The sequence below is a fragment of the Streptomyces venezuelae genome, from assembly GCF_008642335.1.
Lineage (GTDB): Bacteria > Actinomycetota > Actinomycetes > Streptomycetales > Streptomycetaceae > Streptomyces > Streptomyces venezuelae_F.
On sequence record NZ_CP029191.1, the window covers coordinates 5,131,073 to 5,152,750 of the forward strand.

Sequence of the window (21,678 nt, forward strand, 5' to 3'; positions counted from 1 at the left end):
GGGGCGGGTGCCGCGATCTACCATCCCGGCCATGAAGACCCCTGCGGCGCGGCCCACTTGGGTGTCCGGTGCGATCGGCGCGGTCGTACTCGCCGTCGCGGCGGCGCTGCTGGTGGCCGTGGGACCGCAGGGCGCCGGCGCCGCACGCGCCGACACCGCCAGCGGCCACCGCTGGATCACCGACCGGCACGGGCGCGCCCTGGTCCTGCGCGGCCTCTCCACGGCGAGCAGTGCCAAGGCGGCGCCCGACGGCATGCCGTGGATCGAGGAGAAGGACGTCGCGCGCGAACAGCGCGCCCTGGGCACGAACTTCGTCCGCTTCCTCCTCCAGTGGCGCAAGGTCGAGCCGTTGCCGGGCACGTACGACAGGACGTATCTGCGGCAGGTCGCCGAGCGCGTGCGCTGGTACGGGGAGCGGGGCTACCACGTCCTGCTCGACATGCACCAGGACCTGTACGGGCCGCGCGTCGGCGGCAACGGCGCCCCCGTGTGGGCGACCGAGACCGACGGGCTGACCTCGGCCCCCACCGACCCCTGGGAACTCGGCTACGTCGAGCCGGGGACCGTCCGCGCCTTCGACCGTTTCTGGGGGACGGTCGAAGGCGACGGACGTGATCTGCGCGGGCACTATGTGGGCGCACTCCGGGAAGTCGCCAGGTACTTCGCCGACGATGACGCCGTCATCGGGTACGACCTGATGAACGAGCCCTGGGGCGGCAGCGTCCAAGGCCCCGCCTTCGAGTCCGGCCCGCTCGCCCGGCTCTACCAGGACGCCATCGACGCGATCCGCACCGTCGACCGCGACCACTGGCTCTTCGTCGAACCGTCCGCCATCGGCTCCAACTGGGGCTTCGCCACGGGCCTCCCGCGCCTGGACGACCCGCGCGGCGACGGCGACGCGGCACGCATCGCGTATGCGCCACATCTCTATCCCCTCCCCATGGACCTCGGCGGCGGCTACACCGGCAGCACCAAAGGGCAGGTCGACAGGTCGCTGCGGGCATGGCGCGAGCAGACCGAGAAGACCGCGCGACGCCTCGGCGCGCCCGTCGTCATCGGGGAGTTCGGGCTCGACGTGGGACTGCCGGGCGCCATGGAGTACGTGGAGAAGGTGCAGCGCATGGCCGACGACATGGGGGCGGGCTTCGCGTACTGGTCCAACGACCCCGGCCCGTGGGCCCCGTGGGACGCGAAGCTGAAGCCGACGCGGCTGCTGCCCGTACTCGACCGCCCCGCCCCGCTGACCATCGCGGGGGACCCGGTCGCCTACCGCTGGGACGCGAAGCGGAAGGCGCTCACGGTGAGCTGGCGCGGCACGGCGGGCGCGCGGGGCGGAACGGAGGTCCGGCTCCCGAAGCGGCACTTCCCGCGGGGCGGTCGCGCGGAGGGCGGGAAGGTGGCCTCCTGGGACCCCAAGTCCCGTGTCATGACCCTCACTTCAGGGCCAGGGCCGCACTCTGTCCGCATCACACCACATGCGTGAAAGGGAAGGGTTCCCACCCCTTGTACGCCCGCGACAGCGCCCCCAAGAATGCCCCTGACAATCGCACGACTGGCGTACATCACGAGGGGGGCTCACACCATGGGACAGAAGAGCAGAGCGGTCGCGGGCGGACTGCTCGCCCTCGCACTGGCCGGCGCGGGAGCGGCACCGGCGGTCGCGGGCAACGGGCAGGGGCAGGGGGCGGACCAGGCACCGGGGAAGACCCCGGCCAAGACCAAGGCCGTCGACTTCGCGGGGACGGTGGCGCTCAGCAACTGTTCCGGTTCGGTGGTCCGCATGCCGAAGTCCAAGGCGGGCGACCCGGCGCTCGTCCTCACCAACGGCCACTGCATAGAGACGGGTTTCCCCGCCGCGGGCGAGGTCATCGTCGACCAGCCGTCCACCCGTACCTTCAAACTGCTTGACGCGAAGGCCGGCGAGGTCGCCACGCTCAAGGCGTCCAAGGTGTCCTACGCGACGATGACGGACACCGACATCACCATCTATCAACTCACCGAGACCTACGGCGACATCACCAAGAAGTACGGCATCAAGCCGCTGGAGCTGGAGGACGACCACCCGGTGAAGGGACGCGCCATCACGGTCGTCTCCGGCTACTGGAAGAAGACGTACAGCTGCAACATCGACGGTTTCGTGTACCGGATGAAGGAGGGGGAGTGGACCTGGAAGGACTCCGTCCGCTACACCCCCGCCTGCCAGACCATAGGCGGCACGTCCGGGTCGCCCGTCATCGACCACAAGACCGGAAAGGTCACCGCGGTCAACAACACGGGCAACGAGGACGGCGAGCGCTGCACCCTCAACAACCCCTGTGAGATCGACCGCAAGGGCAAGGTGACGGTGCGCAAGGGCATCAACTACGCGCAGGAGACGTACGGGATCGTGCCGTGCGTCGGCAAGGGCAGCAAGATCGACCTGGGCCGCAAGGGCTGCAAGCTGCCGAGGCCGACGGCGGCGGCCACGAGGTAGAAGGCTCTACGGGGTCCGGCGTACGGAGCGTCCCGCGAGGACGTCCGTGCGCCGGCCGTCCCGGATCACGAACCGTCCGTCGATCAGCACGTGCGGGATGCCGGTCGGCAGCGTACGAGGAGCGTCGAAGGTGGACCCGGCCGCGACGGTCTCGGGGTCGAAGAGGACGAGGTCGGCGCGGTAGCCCTCGCGGACGACGCCCCGGTCGGGCAGGCGGAGGCGGGCGGCGGGCCGGGAGGTGAGGTGCGCGACGGTCTCCTCCAGGGACATCACGCCGAGCTCCCGCGCGTACGTGCCGAGGTACTGCGGGAACGTGCCGTACGCCCGCGGGTGCGGCTTGTACCCCTGCAGGATGCCGTCGCTGCCGCCCGTGTGCACGCGGTGCCGCATGATCTCCCGCACGTTCTCCTCGTGGCCGACGTGCTGGAGGATGGTGGACCCGAGATTGTCGTTGAGCAGGAGCCGCCGGGCGGTGATCCAGGGCTCCTCGCCGCGCTGGGCGGCGGACTCGGCGATGGTCTTGCCGACGCAGGACGCGAGCCCCGGGTCGCTGACGCCCGAGACCTCGATGGTGTCCCACTCGATGGGCACGCCGTGGCAGCCGTCCGCGCCGATGACCTCCATGTGGTGGCGGATCTTCTCGGCGGTCGCGTCGTCCAGGAGCCGGGTGCGGATGGCGTCGGGCCCGCCCTCGCTCGCCCAGCTGGGCAGCATCGCGACAAGGGTGGTGCAGCCGGGGGTGTAGGGGTACGTGTCGAGGGTGATGTCGGCGCCGTCGGCGAGGGCGGCGTCGAGGAGGGAGAGAAGGTCGGGCGCCTTCCCCTTGTTCACCCCGAAGTTCATGGTGGCGTGGGCGAGGTGGAGGGGGCAGTGGGCGGTGCGGGTGAGGTTCACCATCTCCTCGTACGCCTGGAGCGCGCCGGCCCCGTAACTCCGGTGATGGGGGCAGTAGTACCCGTGGTGCGCCGCGACGACCTTGCAGAGCTCGGTGAGCTCGGAGTCGTCGGCGTACATGCCGGGCGTGTACGTGAGCCCCGACGACATGCCGACGGCGCCCTCCCGCATTCCGTCCGCCACGAGCTGCTTCATGCGGTCCAGCTCGGCGGGGGTCGCCGGGCGGTCCTCCCATCCCATCGCGTACATCCGGACGGTGCCCTGGGGGATGAGATACGCGGCGTTCACCGCGATGCCGCGGCCGCCGTGGGCGGAGTCGAGGGCGTCGAGATACCCACCGACGGTGCGCCACGTGAAGTCGATGTCGCTGCCGTCGCCGTTCCAGCCGGTGATGGCCTGGCGGACTTGGGTGAGCGTGCGGTCGTCCGCGGGGGCGTAGGAGAGGCCGTCCTGGCCGATGACTTCCAGGGTGACGCCCTGGGCGGCCTTCGCGGAGTGATCGGGGTCGCGGAGGAGGGCGAGGTCGCTGTGGGCGTGCATGTCGATGAAGCCGGGGGCGAGTGCGAGACCTTCGGCGTCGATGATGGTCCGCCCCGTAAGACGGGGCCCTCCCTCTCCTCCCCCCTCGCTGTGGATCGCGGTGATCCTTCCGTCCTGTACGCCGACGTCGGCGCGGTAGGAGGCACCTCCGGTGCCGTCTATGACGCGTGCGTCCCGGATCACCAGGTCCATGATGGTGCCTTCCTCTACGACTTCTACGTGTTCTACGACTTCGTTGAACTGCGGCTGGTCGGTGGTGCACCCGGCCTCCGGCCGGGTCTGTCGCTCCCACCCGCACCACCCGTGCGGCTTTCGTCGCCGGGTGCGGGTGGCCAAGGCGGACCGGACCCGCCGTGGGCGGCTTACGGTGGGGCCCCGCCCGGGGTTCCTACGCACGCGGGACGGTGCGGGGTGAACGGGCGTTGGGTGGGGGTCCCTACGTCGGCCCTGCGGTGCGGGGTGAACGGGTGGGTGGGCGGGTGTGATCCGCCGCGGAGCGGCGGGACAGGGACGCCCCCACGGGTGTGATCCGCCGCGGAGCGGCGGGGGAGGGAGCCGCCCAGGACGCCCCGTCAGAAATACGTGCGGACGTACTCCACAACCATCCCGTCCCCCTCCACCACAGGAATCAGCTGCCACTTGTCGAACGCCGTGCACGGGTGCGAAAGCCCCATGCCCACCCAGTCGCCGACCGCGAGGTCCGCCTCCGGTGACGTCCGGAGCCACCCGTGCTGGTCGGAGAGCCCGGTGACCGTGACCCCCGTCGCCGCCCGTTCCACCCCGTCCCGGCGGACGACCTGCGCCTCGGGCAGGTCGAGGTCGTACGCCGCGTCCCGCTTCCCCGCGTTGGTGAACGCCTGCTCCGCGGAGGGCCGCGACACGACCTGCGCCCAGAGCCGGAACGCGGGTTCGAGCGCGCCCTCCTCGGGGACCCGGTTGAACGGGGTCAGATGCTTGTAGTGGCCGTCGTCGTGGGAGACGTACGCGCCGGAGCGCAGGAGTTTCAGGACGGGTCGCGTCAGTTCGGGGATCTCCGCGAAGACCGCCGCGACCGCGTCGAACCACGCGCTGCCGCCCGCGCTGACGACGACCTCGGGCAGATCGGCGAACCACCCGGACTTGTCGAAGTCGATCAGCAAGGAAACCAGTCGCCGCAGCCACGCCGTCACCGTCTCGCTGGACGCCTCCGGCACCTCCCCCTCGTACCCGGCGACGCCCACCAGCCGCAGCGTGTCCGCGGCGGCGACCGCGTTGGCGATGTCGAAGCACTCGGCCTCGGTGCGCGCCCCGGTCCGCGCGCCGTCACCCGCGGCGAGCTCGACGACCACGTCCACCGGACGGCTCGCACCCGCCTCGCCGAGGGCGGCGTGCATGAGTTCGACGCCGCGTACGGAGTCGACGTAACACACAAAACGGAAGGAAGGATCCGCGTCCAGCTCGCCCGCCAGCCAGCGCAGCGCCGCCGCGTCGACGAGTTCGTTGGCGAGGAAGATCCGCTCGACGCCGAACTTCCGTGCCACGCGCACCTGGTGGGGGACGGCCAGCGTGATGCCCCACGCGCCGCGCTCCAGCTGGCGGGCGAAGAGCTGCGGGGCCATGGACGTCTTGCCGTGCGGCGCGAAGGCGAGGCCGTGGCGTTCGGCGTAGGTCTCCATGAGGGCGAGGTTGTGTTCGAGGCGCTCGGCGGAGAGCGCGAGGACGGGCGTGGTGAAGCCGCCCGTGAAGAGGTTCCGCCGCTGGGCGGTGAGCTCGCCGACGGTCAGTCCTTCGGCGTCCGGAGGAAGCCCCTTGAAGCGGTGGTCCACTCGCTCGTCCGCGAGGGCGGTGTCGACGACGTTGTCGGCGGCCATGGGCGCCTCCTCCAGGAGTGCAATCAGCGCAATAGAAGCTGCGTTGCAACATTTGCAACGGTCATTGCGTATGTCGATTACTGCTGTCTAACATCCGAGCCAACGCCGGGTCAACGGATCCGGCAAGCCGGTGAAGGGGTTGGAAGATCGTGACCGCACAGGCACCCGTGGACGTCGTCGCGCTCGGCGAGTCCATGGTCACCTTCCTGCCCGCCCGGCCCGGCCGCCTCGCCGACGTGCCGTCCTTCGACCGCGGGATCGGTGGCGCCGAGTCGAACGTCGTCTGCGCGCTCGCCGCCGCCGGGCACACCACCCGCTGGGTCAGCCGCGTCGGCGCCGACGGCTTCGGCGACCACCTCGTCGAGACGATCGCCCGCTACGGAGTGGACACCTCCGCCGTGGGCCGCGACCCGCACCGCCCCACCGGCATCTACTTCCGCACCGCCGACGACCGCGACACCGACGCCCACGAGGTCGTCTACTACCGAGCGGGCTCCGCCGCCTCCGCCATGGCGCCGGGCTCCGTCGACGAGGACGCCCTCGCCTCGGGCCGCATCCTGCACCTGTCGGGCATCACCCCCGCCCTCTCCGCCGACTGCCTCGCGCTCGTACGCCACCTCTGTGCCCGGCGCGCCGACCGCGGCCCGCTCGTCTCCTTCGACGTCAACCACCGCCCCGGCCTCTGGAAGGACGACGCCGCGGCGGACCCCTCCGTCCTCCTCGATCTCGCGCGCGGCGCCGACCTCGTCTTCGTCGGCGAGGACGAGGCCGCCGCGGCCTGGGGCGTCACCGGCGGGCCCGACGCCATCCGCGCCGCCCTGCCCGAGCCCGACACCCTCGTCGTCAAGCAGGGCAGCCGCGGCGCCACCGTCCACCGTCACGGCGAGGACCCCGTCTTCCAGGCCGCCCTGCGCGTCGACGTCGTCGCCCCCATCGGCGCCGGTGACGCCTTCGCCGCCGGATTCCTCTCCGCCACCCTGCGCGGCCTGCCCGCCGCGCACCGGCTGCGCCACGGCCACCTGATGGCCGCCGCCGCCCTCACCGTCCCCGGTGACCTCGCACCGCCCCCTGCCCGCGCCCATGCCGACCGCCTCGCCGCCCTGGACGACGCAGCCTGGGAGACACTTCGTCTCGGCCCCGGCTGGACGGAACACGTCCCGGAGGACACCGAGGCCGAGGAGGAGGTACGTACCCCATGAGCCAGACCGTCGACCGCGCGCTCTCGATCCTGCCGCTGCTCGCCGAGGGCCCCGCCGACCTGGGACAGGTGGCCGAACGGCTCGACGTCCACAAGTCGACCGCGCTCCGGCTCCTGCGCACCCTCCACGAGCACGGCCTGGTCTTCCGCCAGTCCGACCAGCGCTACCGCCTGGGCGCGCGCCTCTTCGCGCTCGCCCAGGAAGCCGTCGAGAATCTCGACGTGCGCGAGATCGCCCACCCCCATCTCCTCGCCCTCAACGAGAAGTGCGGCCACACGGTCCACCTCGCCGTGTACGAGGAGCAGGAGGTGCTGTACATCGACAAGGTCGAGAGCCGCTATCCGGTGCGGATGTACTCCCGTATCGGAAAGCCGGTGGCGATCACCGTCGCCGCCGTCGCGAAGCTGCTGCTCTCCGACTTCCCGGAGGCCGAGCGCCGCGCCATCGCGGAGAAGCTCGACTACCCCACCTATACGTCCCGTTCGACGCCGAACGCCGCCGCGTTCCTCAAGGAGCTGGCGGCCGTGCGCGAACAGGGCTGGGCCACCGACCTCGGTGGCCACGAGGAGTCCATCAACTGCATCGGGGCCCCCATCCGCGGTGCGGACGGGCGCGTCGTCGCCGCCATGTCGGTGTCCGCACCGAATGTCGTCGTCACCGCCGAAGAACTCCTCTCCCTGCTCCCGCTGGTGCGCCGCACGGCGGACGCCATCAGCCGCGAGTACTCCGGTAACGCCCCTCTGAAGGAAGCACGTTCATGACCGAGAAGACCGCCCTCACCCCGGCCACCCACACCACCCCGCCCGCGAAGTTCTCCCACGGCGTGAAGAAGGGCAACATCCTTCAGGTCGCCGGACAGGTCGGCTTCCTGCCCGCCGAGGAGGGCAAGGCCCCCACCCCGGCCGGCCCGACCCTGCGCGAGCAGACCCTCCAGACGTTCGCCAACGTCAAGGCGATCCTCGAAGAGGGCGGCGCGACCTGGGACGACGTGATGATGATGCGCGTCTACCTCACGGACGTGGACCACTTCGCCGAGATGAACGAGATCTACAACGCGTACTTCGAGGAGCAGGGCCTGAAGGCCCCCGCCTCGGCGCGCACCACGGTCTACGTCGGTCTCCCGGCGGGCCTCCTCATCGAGATCGACGCGCTCGCCGTCCTCGGCTGACGCACATCCCTCTCCACCGGCAAGCCGTACGTCGTCACGGCACGGCGCCCACCCCCGGGGCGCCGTGCCGCGATCCCCCCTGCTCCGAAAGCCCCATGCACTTACGAGGTCAACGATGTCCCCGTCCCACACCGCCGTGCTCGCGGCCGCCCCCGCCCCCGAGGCGCCACCGCACACCGGCGGCCTCCTCGCCCTGATCGACGGCACGGCCGGTCTGCTGACCGTAGCCGCGCTAGGCATCGTCCTTCTCCTCTTCCTGATCATCAAAGTCAGGCTGCAGCCCTTCGTGGCGCTCCTGGCGGTCTCCATAGCGGTCGGCCTCGCAGCCGGTCTCTCCGTCACCGAACTCTTCGGCACCGTCCAGAAGTCCGACGCCGTCTCGGTCATCGAATCGGGCATGGGCGGGATCCTCGGCCATGTGGCGATCATCATCGGCCTCGGCACGATGCTGGGCGCGATCCTGGAGGTCTCGGGCGGAGCGGAGGTGCTGGCCTCCCGCTTGCTCGGCCTCTTCGGCGAGAAGCGCGCGCCGCTGGCCATGGGCCTGACGGGTCTGATCTTCGGTGTCCCCGTCTTCTTCGACGTCGGCATCTTCGTCCTCGCGCCGATCGTGTACGCCGCGGCCAAGCGCAGCGGCAAGTCGATCCTCCTCTACTGCCTCCCTCTCCTCGCGGGTCTCTCGATGACCCACGCGTTCCTGCCCCCGCACCCCGGCCCGGTGGCCGCGGCGGGACTCCTCAAGGTGGACCTCGGCTGGGTCATCCTGATGGGCATCGTCTGCGGCATCCCGGCGGTGCTCGCCGCCTGGGTCTACTCGGCTTGGATCGGCAAGCGCATCTTCGTACCCGTCCCGCAGGACATGGTCGAGGCGGCGGACGAGGCGAAGGCGGCGGTCGTCGCCGAGCAGAGCGCGGCCGGTGTGGCGCCGCAGGAGAAGCCGGTGCCGCTGGGCATCGTCTTCACGATCATCGGTACGCCGCTGTTCCTGATCCTCCTGGCCACGTTCTCCTCGATCGCCTTCGACCCCTCGACCTTCCGCTCGGTCATCGAGTTCTTCGGCAGCCCGTTCGTGGCCCTGACGATCGCGCTCCTCATGGCCTACTACCTGTTGGGCATCCGGCGCGGCTGGTCCCGCAAGTCCCTCGAAACGGTATCGACCTCATCCCTCAAGCCGGTCGGCAACATCCTCCTGGTCGTCGGCGCGGGCGGGATCTTCGGCGCGGTCCTCAAGGCGAGCGGCGTGGCCGGCGCGATCTCGGACACGTTCCAGGACGTGGGCCTGCCCATCATCGTCCTCGCCTACCTGCTCTCCCTGATCCTGCGCGTCGCCCAGGGCTCGGCGACGGTGGCGATCGTCACGACGGCGGGCATCGTCGCCCCCCTCCTCTCCGAGGGCGACTACTCCCAGGCCTTCGTGGCCCTGGTCATCATGGCCATCTCCGCGGGCTCCATCTTCGCCTCGCACGTCAACGACGGCGGCTTCTGGATGGTCGCGAAGTACTTCGGCATCAGCGAGCGGGACACGCTGAAGACGTGGACGGTCCTGGAGTCGGTTCTGTCGGTGGCCGGGTTCGCGGTCGCGGCGGTCGTGAGTCTCTTCGTGTAGCGGTACGCAAGTGATGGGGCACCTGGCGATCGATCCTGCCGGGTGCCCCACCGGTGCGTCGGGCGCGACTTACGGAGGATGACCCACGCACTTGATCCGCTACGCTGCGTGATTGCGAGGCTGCGCAACGTCATTGGTCATCGTGGTCGTTTCGCGCTCGGCATCTCCGTGGAGTGCTGCGCTCCGCCGCCCCGACGAAGGAAACCCCGTCATGCGTGTGCGAAACGCCCTGTCCAAAGCCCTGCTCGCCGCGACCGCCTGCGTCGCACTGACGGCGGGCACCGTCCCCGCCACCGCGGCGGACGTCCGCGCCGAGGCCGACCGCATCATGGGCCTCAGCCGGGCCGACTTCATCCACCACCCGCACCACGCGCCGTTCGACTGGAACACCGACGGCTGCACGGCGTGGCCGGACGGCGTCTTCTACGAGGCCTGCGCCCAGCACGACTTCGGGTACCGGAACTACGGCCGCCACGGCACCACCCGCCTCGCCCTGAGCCCCACGCCGGAGACCAAGGCCTGGATCGACGAGCGTTTCCACCACCAGCTGCGGTCCGCCTGCAACGAGAGCCATCCCGCGGGCAGCAAGCGGCAGGCGTGCCTCGGTGAGGCGAAGCTCATGTACACCGGCCTGCTGGCCGGCCTCGCCGACGGCGCCTTCTACTAGGCCGTACGGCTGGACCGTAATTCCTGGAGCGCACGGCCGCGGCCCCGAACCCTCCACGGGCCCGGGGCCGCGGCACCGCACACCACGTCAGCCCGTGCAGTACTGCTGTTCCTTGCCGATCGACCGGTACATGCAGTCCGAGTTCTCCAGGAGCTGCAGCACCGCGTCACGGTTGCGGCTCGTCTCCCGCTCGATCACCTCGTCGGGCGGGTAGAAGCCGCCGCCGCCCGCGGACGACGGATACATCTCGAAGGTGTAGCTGAAGATCTTCTGGTTGCCCCACAGCCAGTCGTCGATCGTGCCGTCCGTGATGTAGAGGTCACTGGACTGCTCGGGCGTGTAGCCGTTGCTCGCGGCCATCTTCTTTCCGACGGCGGCGTGCGCGTCACGGTCGTCCTGGGTCAGGCCGGGGGCCGTGTCGTTGTACGTGTAGCCGTACGGCCACAGGACCAGTTCGCTGTATGTGTGGAAGTCGATCGCGGCCTTGATCTGCTGCTTGCCGCCGACGACACGGCTGCGCACGAAGTTGGAGACGACCTTCACCTCGGGTGCCGACTCGGCGGCCGAACCCCGGTAGGTCTCGGAGCCGGGCGTGCCCGAAGAGCCGCCGCAGCATCCCCACTTGTAGTTCCAGTTGCGGTTCAGGTCGGTGCCGGTGCGACCGTTGGAGTTGGGCTGCCGGTTCAGCCGCCAGCTGCGATAGGAGCCGGTCGCGATGTCGTACTCGCCGCCGTCCGGGTTCATGTCGGGGACGATCCAGATCTCGCGGGAGTCCACCATCTTCTTGATGCGCGCGTCGGAGGCGTACCCCGCGCCGAGTTCGCGCAGGAGGTACAGCGCCATCTCGACCGTCAGGTGCTCGCGGGCGTGCTGGTGGTGGGTGAAGAGGACTTCCGGCTCGGCCTCGTCGGTGCCGACGTTGTCGCTGATCTTGATGGCGACGATGTCCCTGCCGGAGTACGACTTGCCGATGACCTTCTTCGTCATCAGGCTCGGGTACGCCGCGATGCGCTGGTCGATCTCCGCGTTCATCTCGGCGTAATTGTGGTATCTCGCGTCGGCGGGCGGGAAGTCCTTGACCTTCACCTCCTGCCCGGCCGTACGCTTCGGGGGCCCGGCCAGGGGCTTGAGCTCGTAGCCCGACTCCCTCAGCTTCGCCGCCTCCCGGGCGTTCGCCGAGACGACCACCGCGCGGGCGTCGACCTCGTCGATCGCGACACCGGTGCGGGCGAGTGCGGTGCGGGCGGCGCGGTCGTCGCGCAGGGGGACCTCGTACTGGCGCGTTTCTTCTTCGTCGGCGGCGGTGGCCGCGCTGCGAGGGGCCGGGTCGGTCTGTCCTGTCGAGGCGTTGGCGGTCAGAGGGGCCGCCACGGCCAGGGCGAGCAGCGCCGCGAGGGCCGCGGATCTCCTGCCGCGTATGCGGAGTCGCATGAAGTCTCCTCAGGGGTGGGGGGTTGTTCAGTGCGACGTGCGGGGCGCGCCCATCGTCGTGGCGTGGCATGCACCGGTCAATACAGTCTTTGGCCAACCTCTTGTGCCCGGGACCGCGATGCGCTTTCTTGATCGGCATGGCTGAAAGCACAGGCAGTGGCATCACCGCCGGCGAAGCGGAGCCCCGGCTCCGCAAGGCGAGCTGGAAGTACGTCGGGCCGGGCATCGTCGTCGCGGCCACCGGAGTGGGCGCGGGCGACCTCGTCGCGACCCTCATCGCGGGCAGCAAATTCGGCTACACCCTGCTGTGGGCCGCGATCATCGGCTGTCTGGTCAAGATCTCCCTCGCCGAGGCGACGGGCCGCTGGCACCTGGCCACCGGCCGCACCCTCTTCGAGGGCTGGCGCAGCCTCGGCCAGTGGACCACGTACTACTTCGCGATCTACGTCGTCATCTGGGGCTTCGTCTACGGAGCCACCGCCATGTCGTCCAGCGCGCTCCCGCTCGTCGCGCTCTTCCCGGACGGCCCGAGCCTGAAGACATGGGCGATCGTCTGCGGCCTGCTCGGCCTCGCCTTCGTCTGGTTCAACCGGTACGCCGTCTTCGAGAAGGCCATGACGGTCGTCATCGGCATGAAGTTCCTGATCGTCGTGTACGTCGCGATCCGCGTCGCCCCCGACCTCGGCAACGCCGTCGCGGGCCTGGTGCCCGCCCTGCCCGACGGCTCGCTGCTCTACACGCTCGGCCTGATCGGCGGCGTCGGCGGCACCATCACCATGGCCGCGTACGGCTACTGGGTGAACTCCAAGGGCTGGACCGACATCACCTGGCTCAAGGTGATGCGGCTCGACAACCGCGTCGCGTACATCACGACCGGCGTCTTCGTCGTCGCCATGATGATCATCGGCGCGGAGCTCCTGCACTCCACGAACATCGCCCTGACGTCCGGCGACCGGGGCCTCATCGACCTCGGCAAGGTCCTGGAGGACAAGTTCGGCGCGGTCACCGCCAACCTGTTCCTCATCGGCTTCTTCGCCACGTCCTTCGGCGCGCTGATGGGCGTGTGGCACGGCGTGAGCCTCATGTTCGCCGACTTCGTGGAGCGGCTGCGGCGCGAGCGCGGCGGCGCCGGGGCGGCGGCCGACGGGGGCGACATGGTCGAGGAGGTCGCGGCGGGCAAGCGTGAGAAGTCGGTGCCGTTCCGTGCGTACCTGCTCTGGCTGACCTTCCCGCCGATGGGCCTGCTCTTCCTGGACGAGCCGTTCGGCCTCGTCATCGCGTACGGCGTCCTCGGCGCGTTCTTCATGCCCTTCCTCGCCCTCACCCTGCTCTGGCTCCTCAACTCCTCCCGCACGCCGCAGCAGTGGCGCAACGGCATCGTCAGCAACGTGATGCTGGCCGGGGCGGGGCTGCTCTTCCTGGTCCTGTGCGTGCAGCAGGTGCGCGACCTGCCCTGGTGACGGGTGTGGGGGTCCTGACGCACGCAGCGCCGCCGGGGGAGCGGCGGCGCTGTGGTCGCCCCCAAGCTGGTCCAGACCAATTGCGTTGTCAAGGGCTCAAACAGCACTTGGTGCACAGCAGTACGCGCCCACCTCCACATGAACAGTGCGAAGTTGGGTGTTGAGGCGACCATGACGTGGATATGGTGCTGAGGCAGGAGTGCACGACCACCGGGGGTGTACGCGTTGCCGACCGCCATAGCCGTCACCGGCCCCGACCTCGTGCTGCCGTCACCCGACCGGCACACCCCGTCGGCCGCCGTCCTCCAGTCGGCCGTGCAGTCCCCGCGGACGTACTCGCTGGACCAGGCGCTCACGGAGATGCACACGCTCATCGAGCACCACGGGTACGTGATCGCGCTGTGCCCGTCCTCCGCGCCCGCGTCCGTCGCCCGGCGCCTGCACGCCGTCCGGTCCGTCCTGGAGAGCGACCGCATCGCCATCGTCCGCTCCGACCTGCCGCCGCTCGGCCTCGCCGTACTCGCCCTGCAGCTGCGGCAGTTGTCCGTCTGCGACTTCAGCCCCGGCGTCCTGGCCTCCGCGGCCCGCCTCCTGTCCCACTACATCTACGCGGGCGCCCTCCTCGGCTCCGTCGCCCGCCTCGACCGCGGCAAAATCGACGTCAGCCTGGAGTCGCACGCCAAGTCCTGGCTCCCGGGAGGCCAGTTCGCGGCGCTCGCCACGCCGAGTCCCGAGCTCGTGAAGGTGACGGGCGCCGGTGATGAGACCGACCTGCCCGCCCCGGGCTTCGCCACGCGGCTCCTCTACGCACCCGGCCGCCTCGCCGCGGACTGGGTGACCGGCACCCTCGCCCCCGCCTGGAAGGCCCAGGACGTCACCGAGGCGCGGCTCCCCGGCGAGTCCGAACGCTGGTGGGGCACCGCGAAACTCGTCGAGTTCGCCGCGGCCATCCCCGACATCTCCGTCCTCTACCAGCTGGTGTCGTCCGTACGCCGCGACGACTGCCACTGGTGCGGACTCGAACTCATCGGCGACCGCTGCGCGTTCTGCGCCGCGCCGCTGCCGCCGCCCGGCGAACGCCCGGCGCAGCCGACGCGCACCCTCGTCCCCGCGAGCCACCGCCTCCGCCCGGCCGCGGACCCGGCCCCCGCACGGGACACGACCGCCCTGCCCCGCACCACCACGTAGCCCGCCCCCGTTCTCCTCGCCCTCGTCACGCGACCGACGACCGCACGTGCGCCACCCCGCTCACTGTCCGTAGCCAATCGCACTCGATCGAGGTAGTCCGGCTTATGAACTCACGCCAGCGCCGCGGCGTCATCCTGCTGGTCCTTTCGGTTCTGTGCGCGATCGGCGCGTTCGCGGGCGTCCTCTCGGTGATCCGCGACGCGAACTCGAAGGTCGGCCCCGAGGTCCCCGCGTACAAGCTCAAGGGCGACATCGCGCCCTACAAGGAACTCACCGCCGACCAGTTCGAGAAGGTCGAGATGCCCGAGCGGTGGCTGTCCGACAACGCCGTCACCGACCTGCGCGAGATCCGCGGCAAGATCGCCGTCACCCAGCTGCGCAAGGGCTCCCTGCTGCAGTCCGACATGATCGTCGGCCGACCCGAACTCGGCCCGGGGCAACAGGAGATCGCCATCATGATCGACGCGGCGACGGGCGTCGCCGGCAAGATCACCCCCGGTTCGAAGGTCAACATCTACGCCACGTTCAAGGGCGAGGCCGACGACGCCGAGGACCAGTCCAAAGTCATCGTGGAGGGCGCCAAGGTGCTGGACGTCGGCAAGCTGACCCCGCTCGAACCCGACCAGGACGACCGCACGCGCCGCAGGGCCACGGAAGCGGTGCCGATCACCTTCGCCCTCGGCACGGCCGACGCCCAGCGCGTCGCCTACGCGGAATCGTTCGCCACCCACGTCCGCCTCGCCCTGGTCGGCGCGGGCGGCGACGCGACGGTGCCGCCCCGGGACCGGACGTACACCCTCGACGAGGACAAGTAGGAGGTCACGTATGACCACTCGGATCCTCCCCGCGGTCGGCGACATCGACGCGGCCCGTGCGCTGTCCACGCTCGCCGGGCAGCTTCCCGACACCGAGCCCGCGTTGCCGGTCGGTGACTCCACCGCGCTGCTCGACACCCTCGCGCGGCTCGCCGCCGAGTCCGTCGACGAGCTGCCCGAAGTCGTCCTCGTCCACGAGCGCATCGGGCCCGTCCCCGCCCTCGACCTCATCCGCGACCTCGTCCTGCGCTTCCCCGCGGTCGGCGTCGTCCTGATCACCGCCGACACCAGCCCCGGGCTCCTCACCGCCGCCATGGACTCCGGCGCCCGCGGCATCGTCGGCCTCCCCCTCGCCTACGACGCCCTCGCCGAACGCGTCCAGGCCGCCGCCTCCTGGTCCACCGGCATGCGCAGGCACCTGGGCAACGGGAACGGCGGGAGTCTTGAGCTGTACGCGGGGGGCGGAGCCACGGGCGCGGGCACCGTCGTCACCGTCAGCGGCGCGAAGGGCGGCGTCGGCACCACCCTCACCGCCGTCCACCTCGCCCTCGCCTCCCGCGCGTCCGGCCGCAGTGTCGCCCTCGTCGACCTCGACCTCCAGTCCGGCGACGTCGCCTCCTACCTCGACGTGCAGTTCCGCCGCTCCATCGCCGACCTCGCCGCGATCTCCGACATCACACCCCGCGTCCTCCAGGACGCCGTCTACACCCACGAGACCGGCATCGGCCTGCTCCTCGCCCCCGCCGACGGCGAACGCGGCGAAGAGGTCACCGACCGCGTCGCCCGCCAGACCATCGGCGCCCTGCGCGCCCGCTACGACGTCGTGATCGTCGACTGCGGCTCCTACGTCACCGGCGCGGGCGCCACCGCCGTCGAACTCGCCGACCAGGCCCTCCTGCTCGTCACCCCCGACGTCGTCGCCGTCCGCGCCGCCAAACGCATGGTCCGCCTCTGGGACCGGCTGCAGATCCGCAAGGCCGAGGAGACCGTCACCGTCGTCAACCGGCACGGCAAGGGCGCGGAGATCCAGCCCGCCCTCGTCGAACGCGTCACGGGGACCAAGACCGCACGGACCACCGTGCCCGCCCACTTCAAGGAACTGCAGGCCGCCGTCGACGCGGGCCGCATGCAGGACCTCGAAAGCCGCTCCTCCGTGAAACAGGCCCTGTGGGGCCTCGCGGGCGAACTGGGTCTGGTCGACCCGGACGCGGCGGGCACCGGCGGCAAGCGCGGGCTCGCGCTGCGCAGGAAGGCGGCGACCGGCGACCGCGGCGCGGTCACCCTCGAATTCGCCGGGATGTTCCCGCTGCTGCTCGTGGTCATGGCGATCCTCTGGCAGTGCGCGCTGTACGGCTACACGTACTCCCTCGCGGGAAACGCGGCGGACGAGGCGGCCCGGGCGGCCACGGCGGCGTACGCGGCGGGCGAGGGCGCGGCCGGGGCCTGTTCCGCCGCCGCCCAGGAACACCTGCCCGACGCCTGGCAGGGCGCCGCGGTGTCCTGCACGGACGAGGGCACGGTGTGGAAGGCCCACGTCTCCGTGGACGTACCCGTGTTCTTCCCGGGCTTCGACGCGGGATGGCACGTGGACGGGGAGGCGGGGGCGGCGAAGGAGGGGGAGGACGGGTGAGGCGGCCCCGGACGAGACACGGGCGTCGGCGCCGCCGCTGGGGCGACCACGGCGTCTCCATGCTTGAGTTCGCCGGCTTCCTGCCGATCCTGCTGCTCATCGGCCTCGCCGCGATCCAGCTCGGCCTCGTCGGCTACGCCGCCAACCAGGCGGGATCCGGCGCCAGGGCCGCCGCCCGCGCGGCCTCGCAGGGCGACTCGGGGGAGGCCGCGGGCGCCGCCGCCATGGACGGCGGCCTGACCGCGTCCGTCGGCGTCAGCAAGGGCGGCGCCACGACGACCGCCACGGTCGAGGTCCAGGTCCCCACCCTGCTCCCCTTCATCGACACGGACTGGAGCGTCACGAAGGAGGCGACGATGCCGAACGACGACGCACCGGACACGGACTGACTCCGGCACGGTTCATATCCAAGAGGGAGGTTGAAGGACGACATGAGTCTGCGCGACCGCGTGGCCCCCACCCACCAGACCGAGCCGAGCCGCGACGACGGCCTCGTCGCCGTCTACCGCTCCAAGCTCCTGGAGGAGATTGACCTCGCCGAGATGTCGTCGCTCACGGCCGCGGACCGCCGCGTCCGCCTGGAGCGCGTACTCGGCCACATCATCAGCCGCGAAGGCCCCGTCCTCTCCACCTCCGAACGCTCCCAGCTGATTCGCCGCGTCGTCGACGAGGCCCTCGGACTCGGCGTGCTCGAACCGCTCCTCGCCGACACCTCCATCACGGAGATCATGGTCAACGGCCCCGACTCGATCTTTGTCGAACGGGCCGGACGCGTGGAGCAGCTCCCCCTCCGCTTCGCCTCGAACGACCAGCTGATGCAGACGATCGAACGCATCGTGTCGACCGTCAACCGCCGCGTCGACGAGTCGAACCCCATGGTCGACGCCCGCCTGCCCACCGGCGAACGCGTCAACGTGATCATCCCGCCGCTCGCCCTCACCGGCGCCACCCTCACGATCCGCCGCTTCCCGCGCGCCTACACCCTCCCCGAGCTCATCGGCCTCGGCTCCCTCGACGAGCACATGCTGATGCTGCTCTCCGCGTTCGTGCGCGCCCGCTTCAACCTCATCGTCAGCGGCGGCACCGGCACCGGCAAGACGACGCTGCTCAACGCGCTCTCCGGCCTCATCCCGGCCAGCGAACGCATCATCACCATCGAGGACTCCGCGGAACTCCAGCTCCAGCAGGAACACGTGATCCGCCTCGAATCCCGCCCCCCGAACGTCGAGGGCAAGGGCCAGATCACCATCCGCGACCTCGTCCGCAACAGCCTGCGCATGCGGCCCGACCGCATCATCGTCGGCGAGGTCCGCGGCGGCGAGACCCTCGACATGCTCCAGGCCATGTCGACGGGCCACGACGGCTCCCTCGCCACCGTCCACGCGAACACCGCGGAGGACGCCCTCATGCGCCTCCAGACCCTCGGCTCCATGTCGGAGGTCCAGATCCCCTTCGAGGCGCTGAAGGACCAGATCAACTCGGCCGTCGACGTCGTCATCCAGCTCGCCCGGCACGGAGACGGCTCCCGCAAGGTCGCCGAGATCGTGCTGCTCGTCTCCCACGGCCGCCAGCACTTCCGCATCGTCCCGGTCTCCCGCTTCGTGCCCCGCCCGCTCGGCGCGGACCGCGTGGTGCACGGCTGGTTCGAGCATCTGCCGCTGCCGCGCGAGGTCGCCGACAAGCTGTACGTCGCGAACGAACCGGTGCCACCGGCGTTCGGCGTGGCGGAGGCCGTCGACGTCATGAACACGAGGGAAGCGATCGGATGAACGACCCCGCACTCCTCGCCCTGGGCGCCACCCTCCTGACGGGCACGCTCGCGGTCGCGGGCGTCCACACGTACGCGTCGGGCCGCGCCCAGCGCCAGGCCCTGGTGGACCGCCTCGCGCTCGGCCCCGGCACGGTCGACGGCGGCCCGCCCGGCCGCACCCGCCGCTTCGCCGCCGTCGACCGCCGCCTGCGCCGCACCCGCCTCGGCCGCGCGATCCACCTGCGCCTGTCCTCGACGGGCCTGGACCTCACGGCGGGGGAGTTCTTCACCTACGTCGTCGCGGTCGTGGCCGCACTCTGGCTGATCGCGGCCGCGACCCTGGCCCCGTTCTTCGGCCCGATCGCGGGTGTCGTCGCGATATGGGGAGCGGCCGCCTTCCTCAACTGGCAACGCCAGAAACGTATCGAGGCGTTCATCAACCAACTCCCGGACGTGGCGCGCATCCTGGCGAACGCGACGGCGGCGGGCCTCGCCCTGCGCACGTCCTTGGCGATGGCGGCGGAAGAACTGGAAGCACCGGCGGGCGAGGAACTCTCCCACGTGGCGGACCAGTTGACGATGGGCCGCTCCATCGACGACACCCTCGGCGAACTCGCCGCCCGTCTCCCGTCCCGCGAGCTCATCGTCCTGGTCACGACTCTCGTCCTGTCCAACAAGGCGGGCGGCACGGTGGTCAACTCCCTGCGGAACCTCACGCAGACCCTGGAGGACCGCAAGGAGACGCGGCGCGAGGTCCGCACGATGCTCTCGGAGGTCAACGCGACGGCCTTCACGGTCCCGCTCCTCGGCCTGGGGTCCCTGCTCCTCATCAACTCGTCGAACGAGGGCGCGCTGGAACGGGTCACAGGCTCACCGCTGGGCCAGACGCTGATCCTGATCTCGCTCGGCCTGTACGGCGTCGGATTCTTCGTGATCCGCCGCCTGGGAAAGATCGAAGTATAGAAGGGAGTCCGGATGCTGAGCCTGCTCCTCGCGGCTGCGATGGGCCTCGCCGTGGCCGGCGTCTGCCTGGGCATCCGCATGTACCGCGCGGACGCGAAGCTGCCGACCGACCTGGCCGTGGCCCTGGAGGTCGGCGCGACGAGGGTCTCGGTGGCGGGCTCGGCGGTGGACCGCCTGGGCATGCGCTTCGCGCCCCTGGTCCTGCGCCTGATGGGCCCGAGACGGGTCGACGCCAAGCGCCGCAGGATAGACATGGCGGGCAACCCCGGCGGCCTGACGATCGACCGCTACGCTGCACGGCGCGCCGTCTACGGCGTCTTCGGCCTGGTCCTCGGCCTGGTCTTCCTCACCAACGGCTCCCCGCTCTTCGGCCTGCTGACCCTCGCCTTCGGCGCGGTGGCGGCGGACGCGCTGATCTGGCAGGCGATCCGCGAACGCCGCGAGGTCATCGACCGCACGCTCCCCGACTTCCTGGACGTCCTCGCCGTCGTGGTCTCGGCGGGCCTCGGCTTCCGGCAGGCGCTGGACCGCGTCGCGGAACGGTACGAGGGTCCGTGGGCGGACGAACTCCGCATCACACTCCGCCAGATGGACATGGGCGTCAGCCGCCGCCAGGCCTTCGACGACCTGCGCCGCCGCAACGCGTCCGAGCAGGTCGCCCAGTTCGTCTCGGCGCTCCAGCAGGGGGAGGAACTGGGCTCGCCGATCGCGGAGACGCTGATCCAGATCGCCACGGACATGCGCCGCACGGACGCGCAGAACTCCCGCCGCCGGGCGGCGAAGACGATCCCCAAGGCGACGATGGTGACGCTCGTCTTCATGCTCCCGGCCACGATGATCCTGATCGCGGCGGGCATGTTCCTGGGCTCGGGCTCCGACTTCGGCTCCATTCTGGACCGTTGAGCGGAGGCGTATGGCGGGGGCCGCCGAGATGAACGAAATGAACGACTTCGCGAAAGCTCTTCGCGGATGCAACTCGATGTGGGACAGTCAGGGCTGAGTTCACGGTTCGCGTGAGGGGACTTCGTGCATGGTGATCTCAACGAGGGGGAAGAGAACCCGCCAACTTGCGGGCCGGGCACGCCGGTTACCGCATACGTCGCGCAGAGTTGCTGCCGACGCACGCCGTGTGGCGTACGTTGCCTCTGACCACAAAGGGCGCGGTATCGGGTGGGAGAGAAGGGTCCGTCGTGCTGAAGGAACGCGTGCTCAAAGTCTGGGTCGACTGGTCGGTCTCCGTGGCGTCGCGGGTTCGGGGGGAAGGGCGGGATTCGGGGGCGGGGTTTGTGGAGTATGCGGGGCTGATGATTCTTATTGCGGGGATCTTCGTCCTGATCGATGGCCTGGGTCTCGACGGCCAGATCTCTGGCGCCATTCAGGACGCCGTCTCCGACGTGGTCGGCGGCTGACGCGCGGTCGTCCTTTCGATGATGGAGGGCAGACGCTCCCCATCTACATCTGGCTGACAGGCATTCTGCTCTTCGTCGCCCTGGCCTTCTTCGCCTTCGCCCAGGCGGCGTCGGCGCGCAATGGAGCGCAGTCCGCCGCTGATGCCGCGGCGTTGGCCGCCGCTCAGGAGTCCAGGAACGAACTGGCGGAACGGCTCGGCCTGTCCATCGGCCAGGGCGACGAGTGGCTCGACTGGCTGACCGGTGACTTGCCCACCGACATCGAGGCCGCCCGAGCGGCGGCTGACGTGCTCGCCGCGGAAAACGACTCACAGGTCACAGGTCTTGTCTCGACCGAAGCGAGCGGGTTGCCCGGTTACAAGGTTTCGGTCGAGACCAACTACACGGTGGGTGACTCCGTTATTCCTGGTACGGAGACGCAGCACGCCAATGCTGACGCCACTGCCGTCATCAAGCCTCGCTGTGACGTAGATCCCTCGAGTGATCCCGAGAAGGTCGTGGAATTCGATTGCGACGGCGGCGAATCCTTCGAGATCGACCCTGAAGACTTCGAAGCGGGCGATCTCCCGGACGCGTCCGCTCTCTTCTCTGTCCACCTGGCCGAATGACAAGCGATCGACGAGAGAAGGAAGCCG

The 21,678-nt window shown here is 70.4% G+C and carries 20 protein-coding genes; 17 read left to right on the forward strand and 3 right to left on the reverse strand.

Annotation, left to right across the window (positions count from 1 at the left end):
- Window positions 1–31 precede the first annotated feature (31 nt).
- Both DEJ49_RS23430 and DEJ49_RS23435 read left to right on the forward strand, forming a co-directional pair.
- Window positions 32–1,483 carry a cellulase family glycosylhydrolase gene (locus DEJ49_RS23430; protein ID WP_150185951.1) on the forward strand — a complete coding sequence of 484 codons (1,452 nt, stop codon included), beginning with the start codon at window positions 32–34 and terminating at the stop codon, window positions 1,481–1,483.
- 99 nt (window positions 1,484–1,582) lie between these two features.
- The gene (locus DEJ49_RS23435; protein ID WP_150185952.1) at window positions 1,583–2,473 is read left to right on the forward strand and encodes a trypsin-like serine peptidase; all 891 of its coding nucleotides are present in this window, start codon (window positions 1,583–1,585) and stop codon (window positions 2,471–2,473) included.
- Window positions 2,474–2,479: 6 nt separating this feature from the next.
- On the opposite strand, the gene DEJ49_RS23440 is transcribed toward DEJ49_RS23435, so the two are convergent.
- Entirely contained in the window at window positions 2,480–4,099 is a 1,620-nt protein-coding gene (locus tag DEJ49_RS23440) for an N-acyl-D-amino-acid deacylase family protein (protein WP_150185953.1), read from the reverse strand.
- 380 nt (window positions 4,100–4,479) lie between these two features.
- Window positions 4,480–5,757, reverse strand: coding sequence for an amino acid deaminase (locus DEJ49_RS23445; RefSeq protein WP_150185954.1), 1,278 nt, complete (start codon window positions 5,755–5,757; stop codon window positions 4,480–4,482).
- Window positions 5,758–5,903: 146 nt separating this feature from the next.
- On the opposite strand from DEJ49_RS23445, the gene DEJ49_RS23450 reads away from it, so the two are divergent.
- The 5 genes from DEJ49_RS23450 to DEJ49_RS23470 all read left to right on the forward strand — a co-directional run bounded on the left by DEJ49_RS23450 (window position 5,904) and on the right by DEJ49_RS23470 (window position 10,397).
- Window positions 5,904–6,956, forward strand: coding sequence for a sugar kinase (locus DEJ49_RS23450; protein WP_411757248.1), 1,053 nt, complete (start codon window positions 5,904–5,906; stop codon window positions 6,954–6,956).
- Complete coding sequence (locus DEJ49_RS23455; protein ID WP_150185955.1) at window positions 6,953–7,717, forward strand: IclR family transcriptional regulator; 765 nt, start codon at window positions 6,953–6,955, stop codon at window positions 7,715–7,717. Before DEJ49_RS23450 ends, DEJ49_RS23455 begins: the two co-directional genes overlap by 4 nt.
- Complete coding sequence (locus DEJ49_RS23460; protein WP_055570127.1) at window positions 7,714–8,124, forward strand: RidA family protein; 411 nt, start codon at window positions 7,714–7,716, stop codon at window positions 8,122–8,124. The genes DEJ49_RS23455 and DEJ49_RS23460 overlap by 4 nt, the downstream gene beginning before the upstream one ends.
- A 115-nt stretch (window positions 8,125–8,239) precedes the next feature.
- Entirely contained in the window at window positions 8,240–9,730 is a 1,491-nt protein-coding gene (locus DEJ49_RS23465) for a GntP family permease (protein ID WP_150185956.1), read from the forward strand.
- 211 nt (window positions 9,731–9,941) lie between these two features.
- A complete protein-coding gene (locus DEJ49_RS23470) occupies window positions 9,942–10,397 on the forward strand; it encodes a phospholipase A2 (RefSeq protein ID WP_150185957.1) in 456 nt (151 codons plus the stop codon).
- Between the two features lie 87 nt (window positions 10,398–10,484).
- Here the strand turns inward: DEJ49_RS23470 and DEJ49_RS23475 are convergent, their stop codons facing one another.
- The gene (locus DEJ49_RS23475; protein ID WP_150185958.1) at window positions 10,485–11,828 is read right to left on the reverse strand and encodes a M14 family metallopeptidase; all 1,344 of its coding nucleotides are present in this window, start codon (window positions 11,826–11,828) and stop codon (window positions 10,485–10,487) included.
- 137 nt (window positions 11,829–11,965) lie between these two features.
- Here DEJ49_RS23475 and DEJ49_RS23480 point away from each other — a divergent pair, with 137 nt between their 5' ends.
- The 10 genes from DEJ49_RS23480 (at window position 11,966) to DEJ49_RS23525 (ending at window position 21,651) form a co-directional block, all read left to right on the forward strand.
- Complete coding sequence (locus DEJ49_RS23480; RefSeq protein ID WP_150185959.1) at window positions 11,966–13,288, forward strand: Nramp family divalent metal transporter; 1,323 nt, start codon at window positions 11,966–11,968, stop codon at window positions 13,286–13,288.
- A 216-nt stretch (window positions 13,289–13,504) separates the two neighbouring features.
- Window positions 13,505–14,476, forward strand: a complete 972-nt coding sequence (locus DEJ49_RS23485) for a hypothetical protein (RefSeq protein ID WP_223832961.1) — start codon at window positions 13,505–13,507, stop codon at window positions 14,474–14,476.
- Window positions 14,477–14,580: 104 nt separating this feature from the next.
- Window positions 14,581–15,291 (forward strand): Flp pilus assembly protein CpaB, encoded by a 711-nt coding sequence (gene cpaB / locus DEJ49_RS23490; protein ID WP_150185960.1) that lies wholly within the window; start codon window positions 14,581–14,583, stop codon window positions 15,289–15,291.
- A gap of 10 nt (window positions 15,292–15,301) precedes the next feature.
- Window positions 15,302–16,921: an AAA family ATPase gene (locus tag DEJ49_RS23495; protein WP_150185961.1), complete on the forward strand. Its 1,620-nt coding sequence runs from the start codon at window positions 15,302–15,304 to the stop codon at window positions 16,919–16,921.
- A gap of 59 nt (window positions 16,922–16,980) precedes the next feature.
- Window positions 16,981–17,310 carry a TadE/TadG family type IV pilus assembly protein gene (locus tag DEJ49_RS23500; RefSeq protein ID WP_150185962.1) on the forward strand — a complete coding sequence of 110 codons (330 nt, stop codon included), beginning with the start codon at window positions 16,981–16,983 and terminating at the stop codon, window positions 17,308–17,310.
- A gap of 42 nt (window positions 17,311–17,352) precedes the next feature.
- Window positions 17,353–18,690, forward strand: a complete 1,338-nt coding sequence (locus DEJ49_RS23505) for a CpaF family protein (protein ID WP_150185963.1) — start codon at window positions 17,353–17,355, stop codon at window positions 18,688–18,690.
- Window positions 18,687–19,634, forward strand: coding sequence for a type II secretion system F family protein (locus DEJ49_RS23510; RefSeq protein ID WP_150185964.1), 948 nt, complete (start codon window positions 18,687–18,689; stop codon window positions 19,632–19,634). Before DEJ49_RS23505 ends, DEJ49_RS23510 begins: the two co-directional genes overlap by 4 nt.
- Before the next feature lie 12 nt (window positions 19,635–19,646).
- A complete protein-coding gene (locus DEJ49_RS23515) occupies window positions 19,647–20,537 on the forward strand; it encodes a DUF5936 domain-containing protein (protein WP_150185965.1) in 891 nt (296 codons plus the stop codon).
- A gap of 287 nt (window positions 20,538–20,824) precedes the next feature.
- Window positions 20,825–21,043, forward strand: coding sequence for a hypothetical protein (locus DEJ49_RS23520; protein ID WP_190329637.1), 219 nt, complete (start codon window positions 20,825–20,827; stop codon window positions 21,041–21,043).
- 41 nt (window positions 21,044–21,084) lie between these two features.
- Window positions 21,085–21,651 (forward strand): pilus assembly protein TadG-related protein, encoded by a 567-nt coding sequence (locus DEJ49_RS23525; RefSeq protein ID WP_223833216.1) that lies wholly within the window; start codon window positions 21,085–21,087, stop codon window positions 21,649–21,651.
- Window positions 21,652–21,678: the final 27 nt, after the last annotated feature.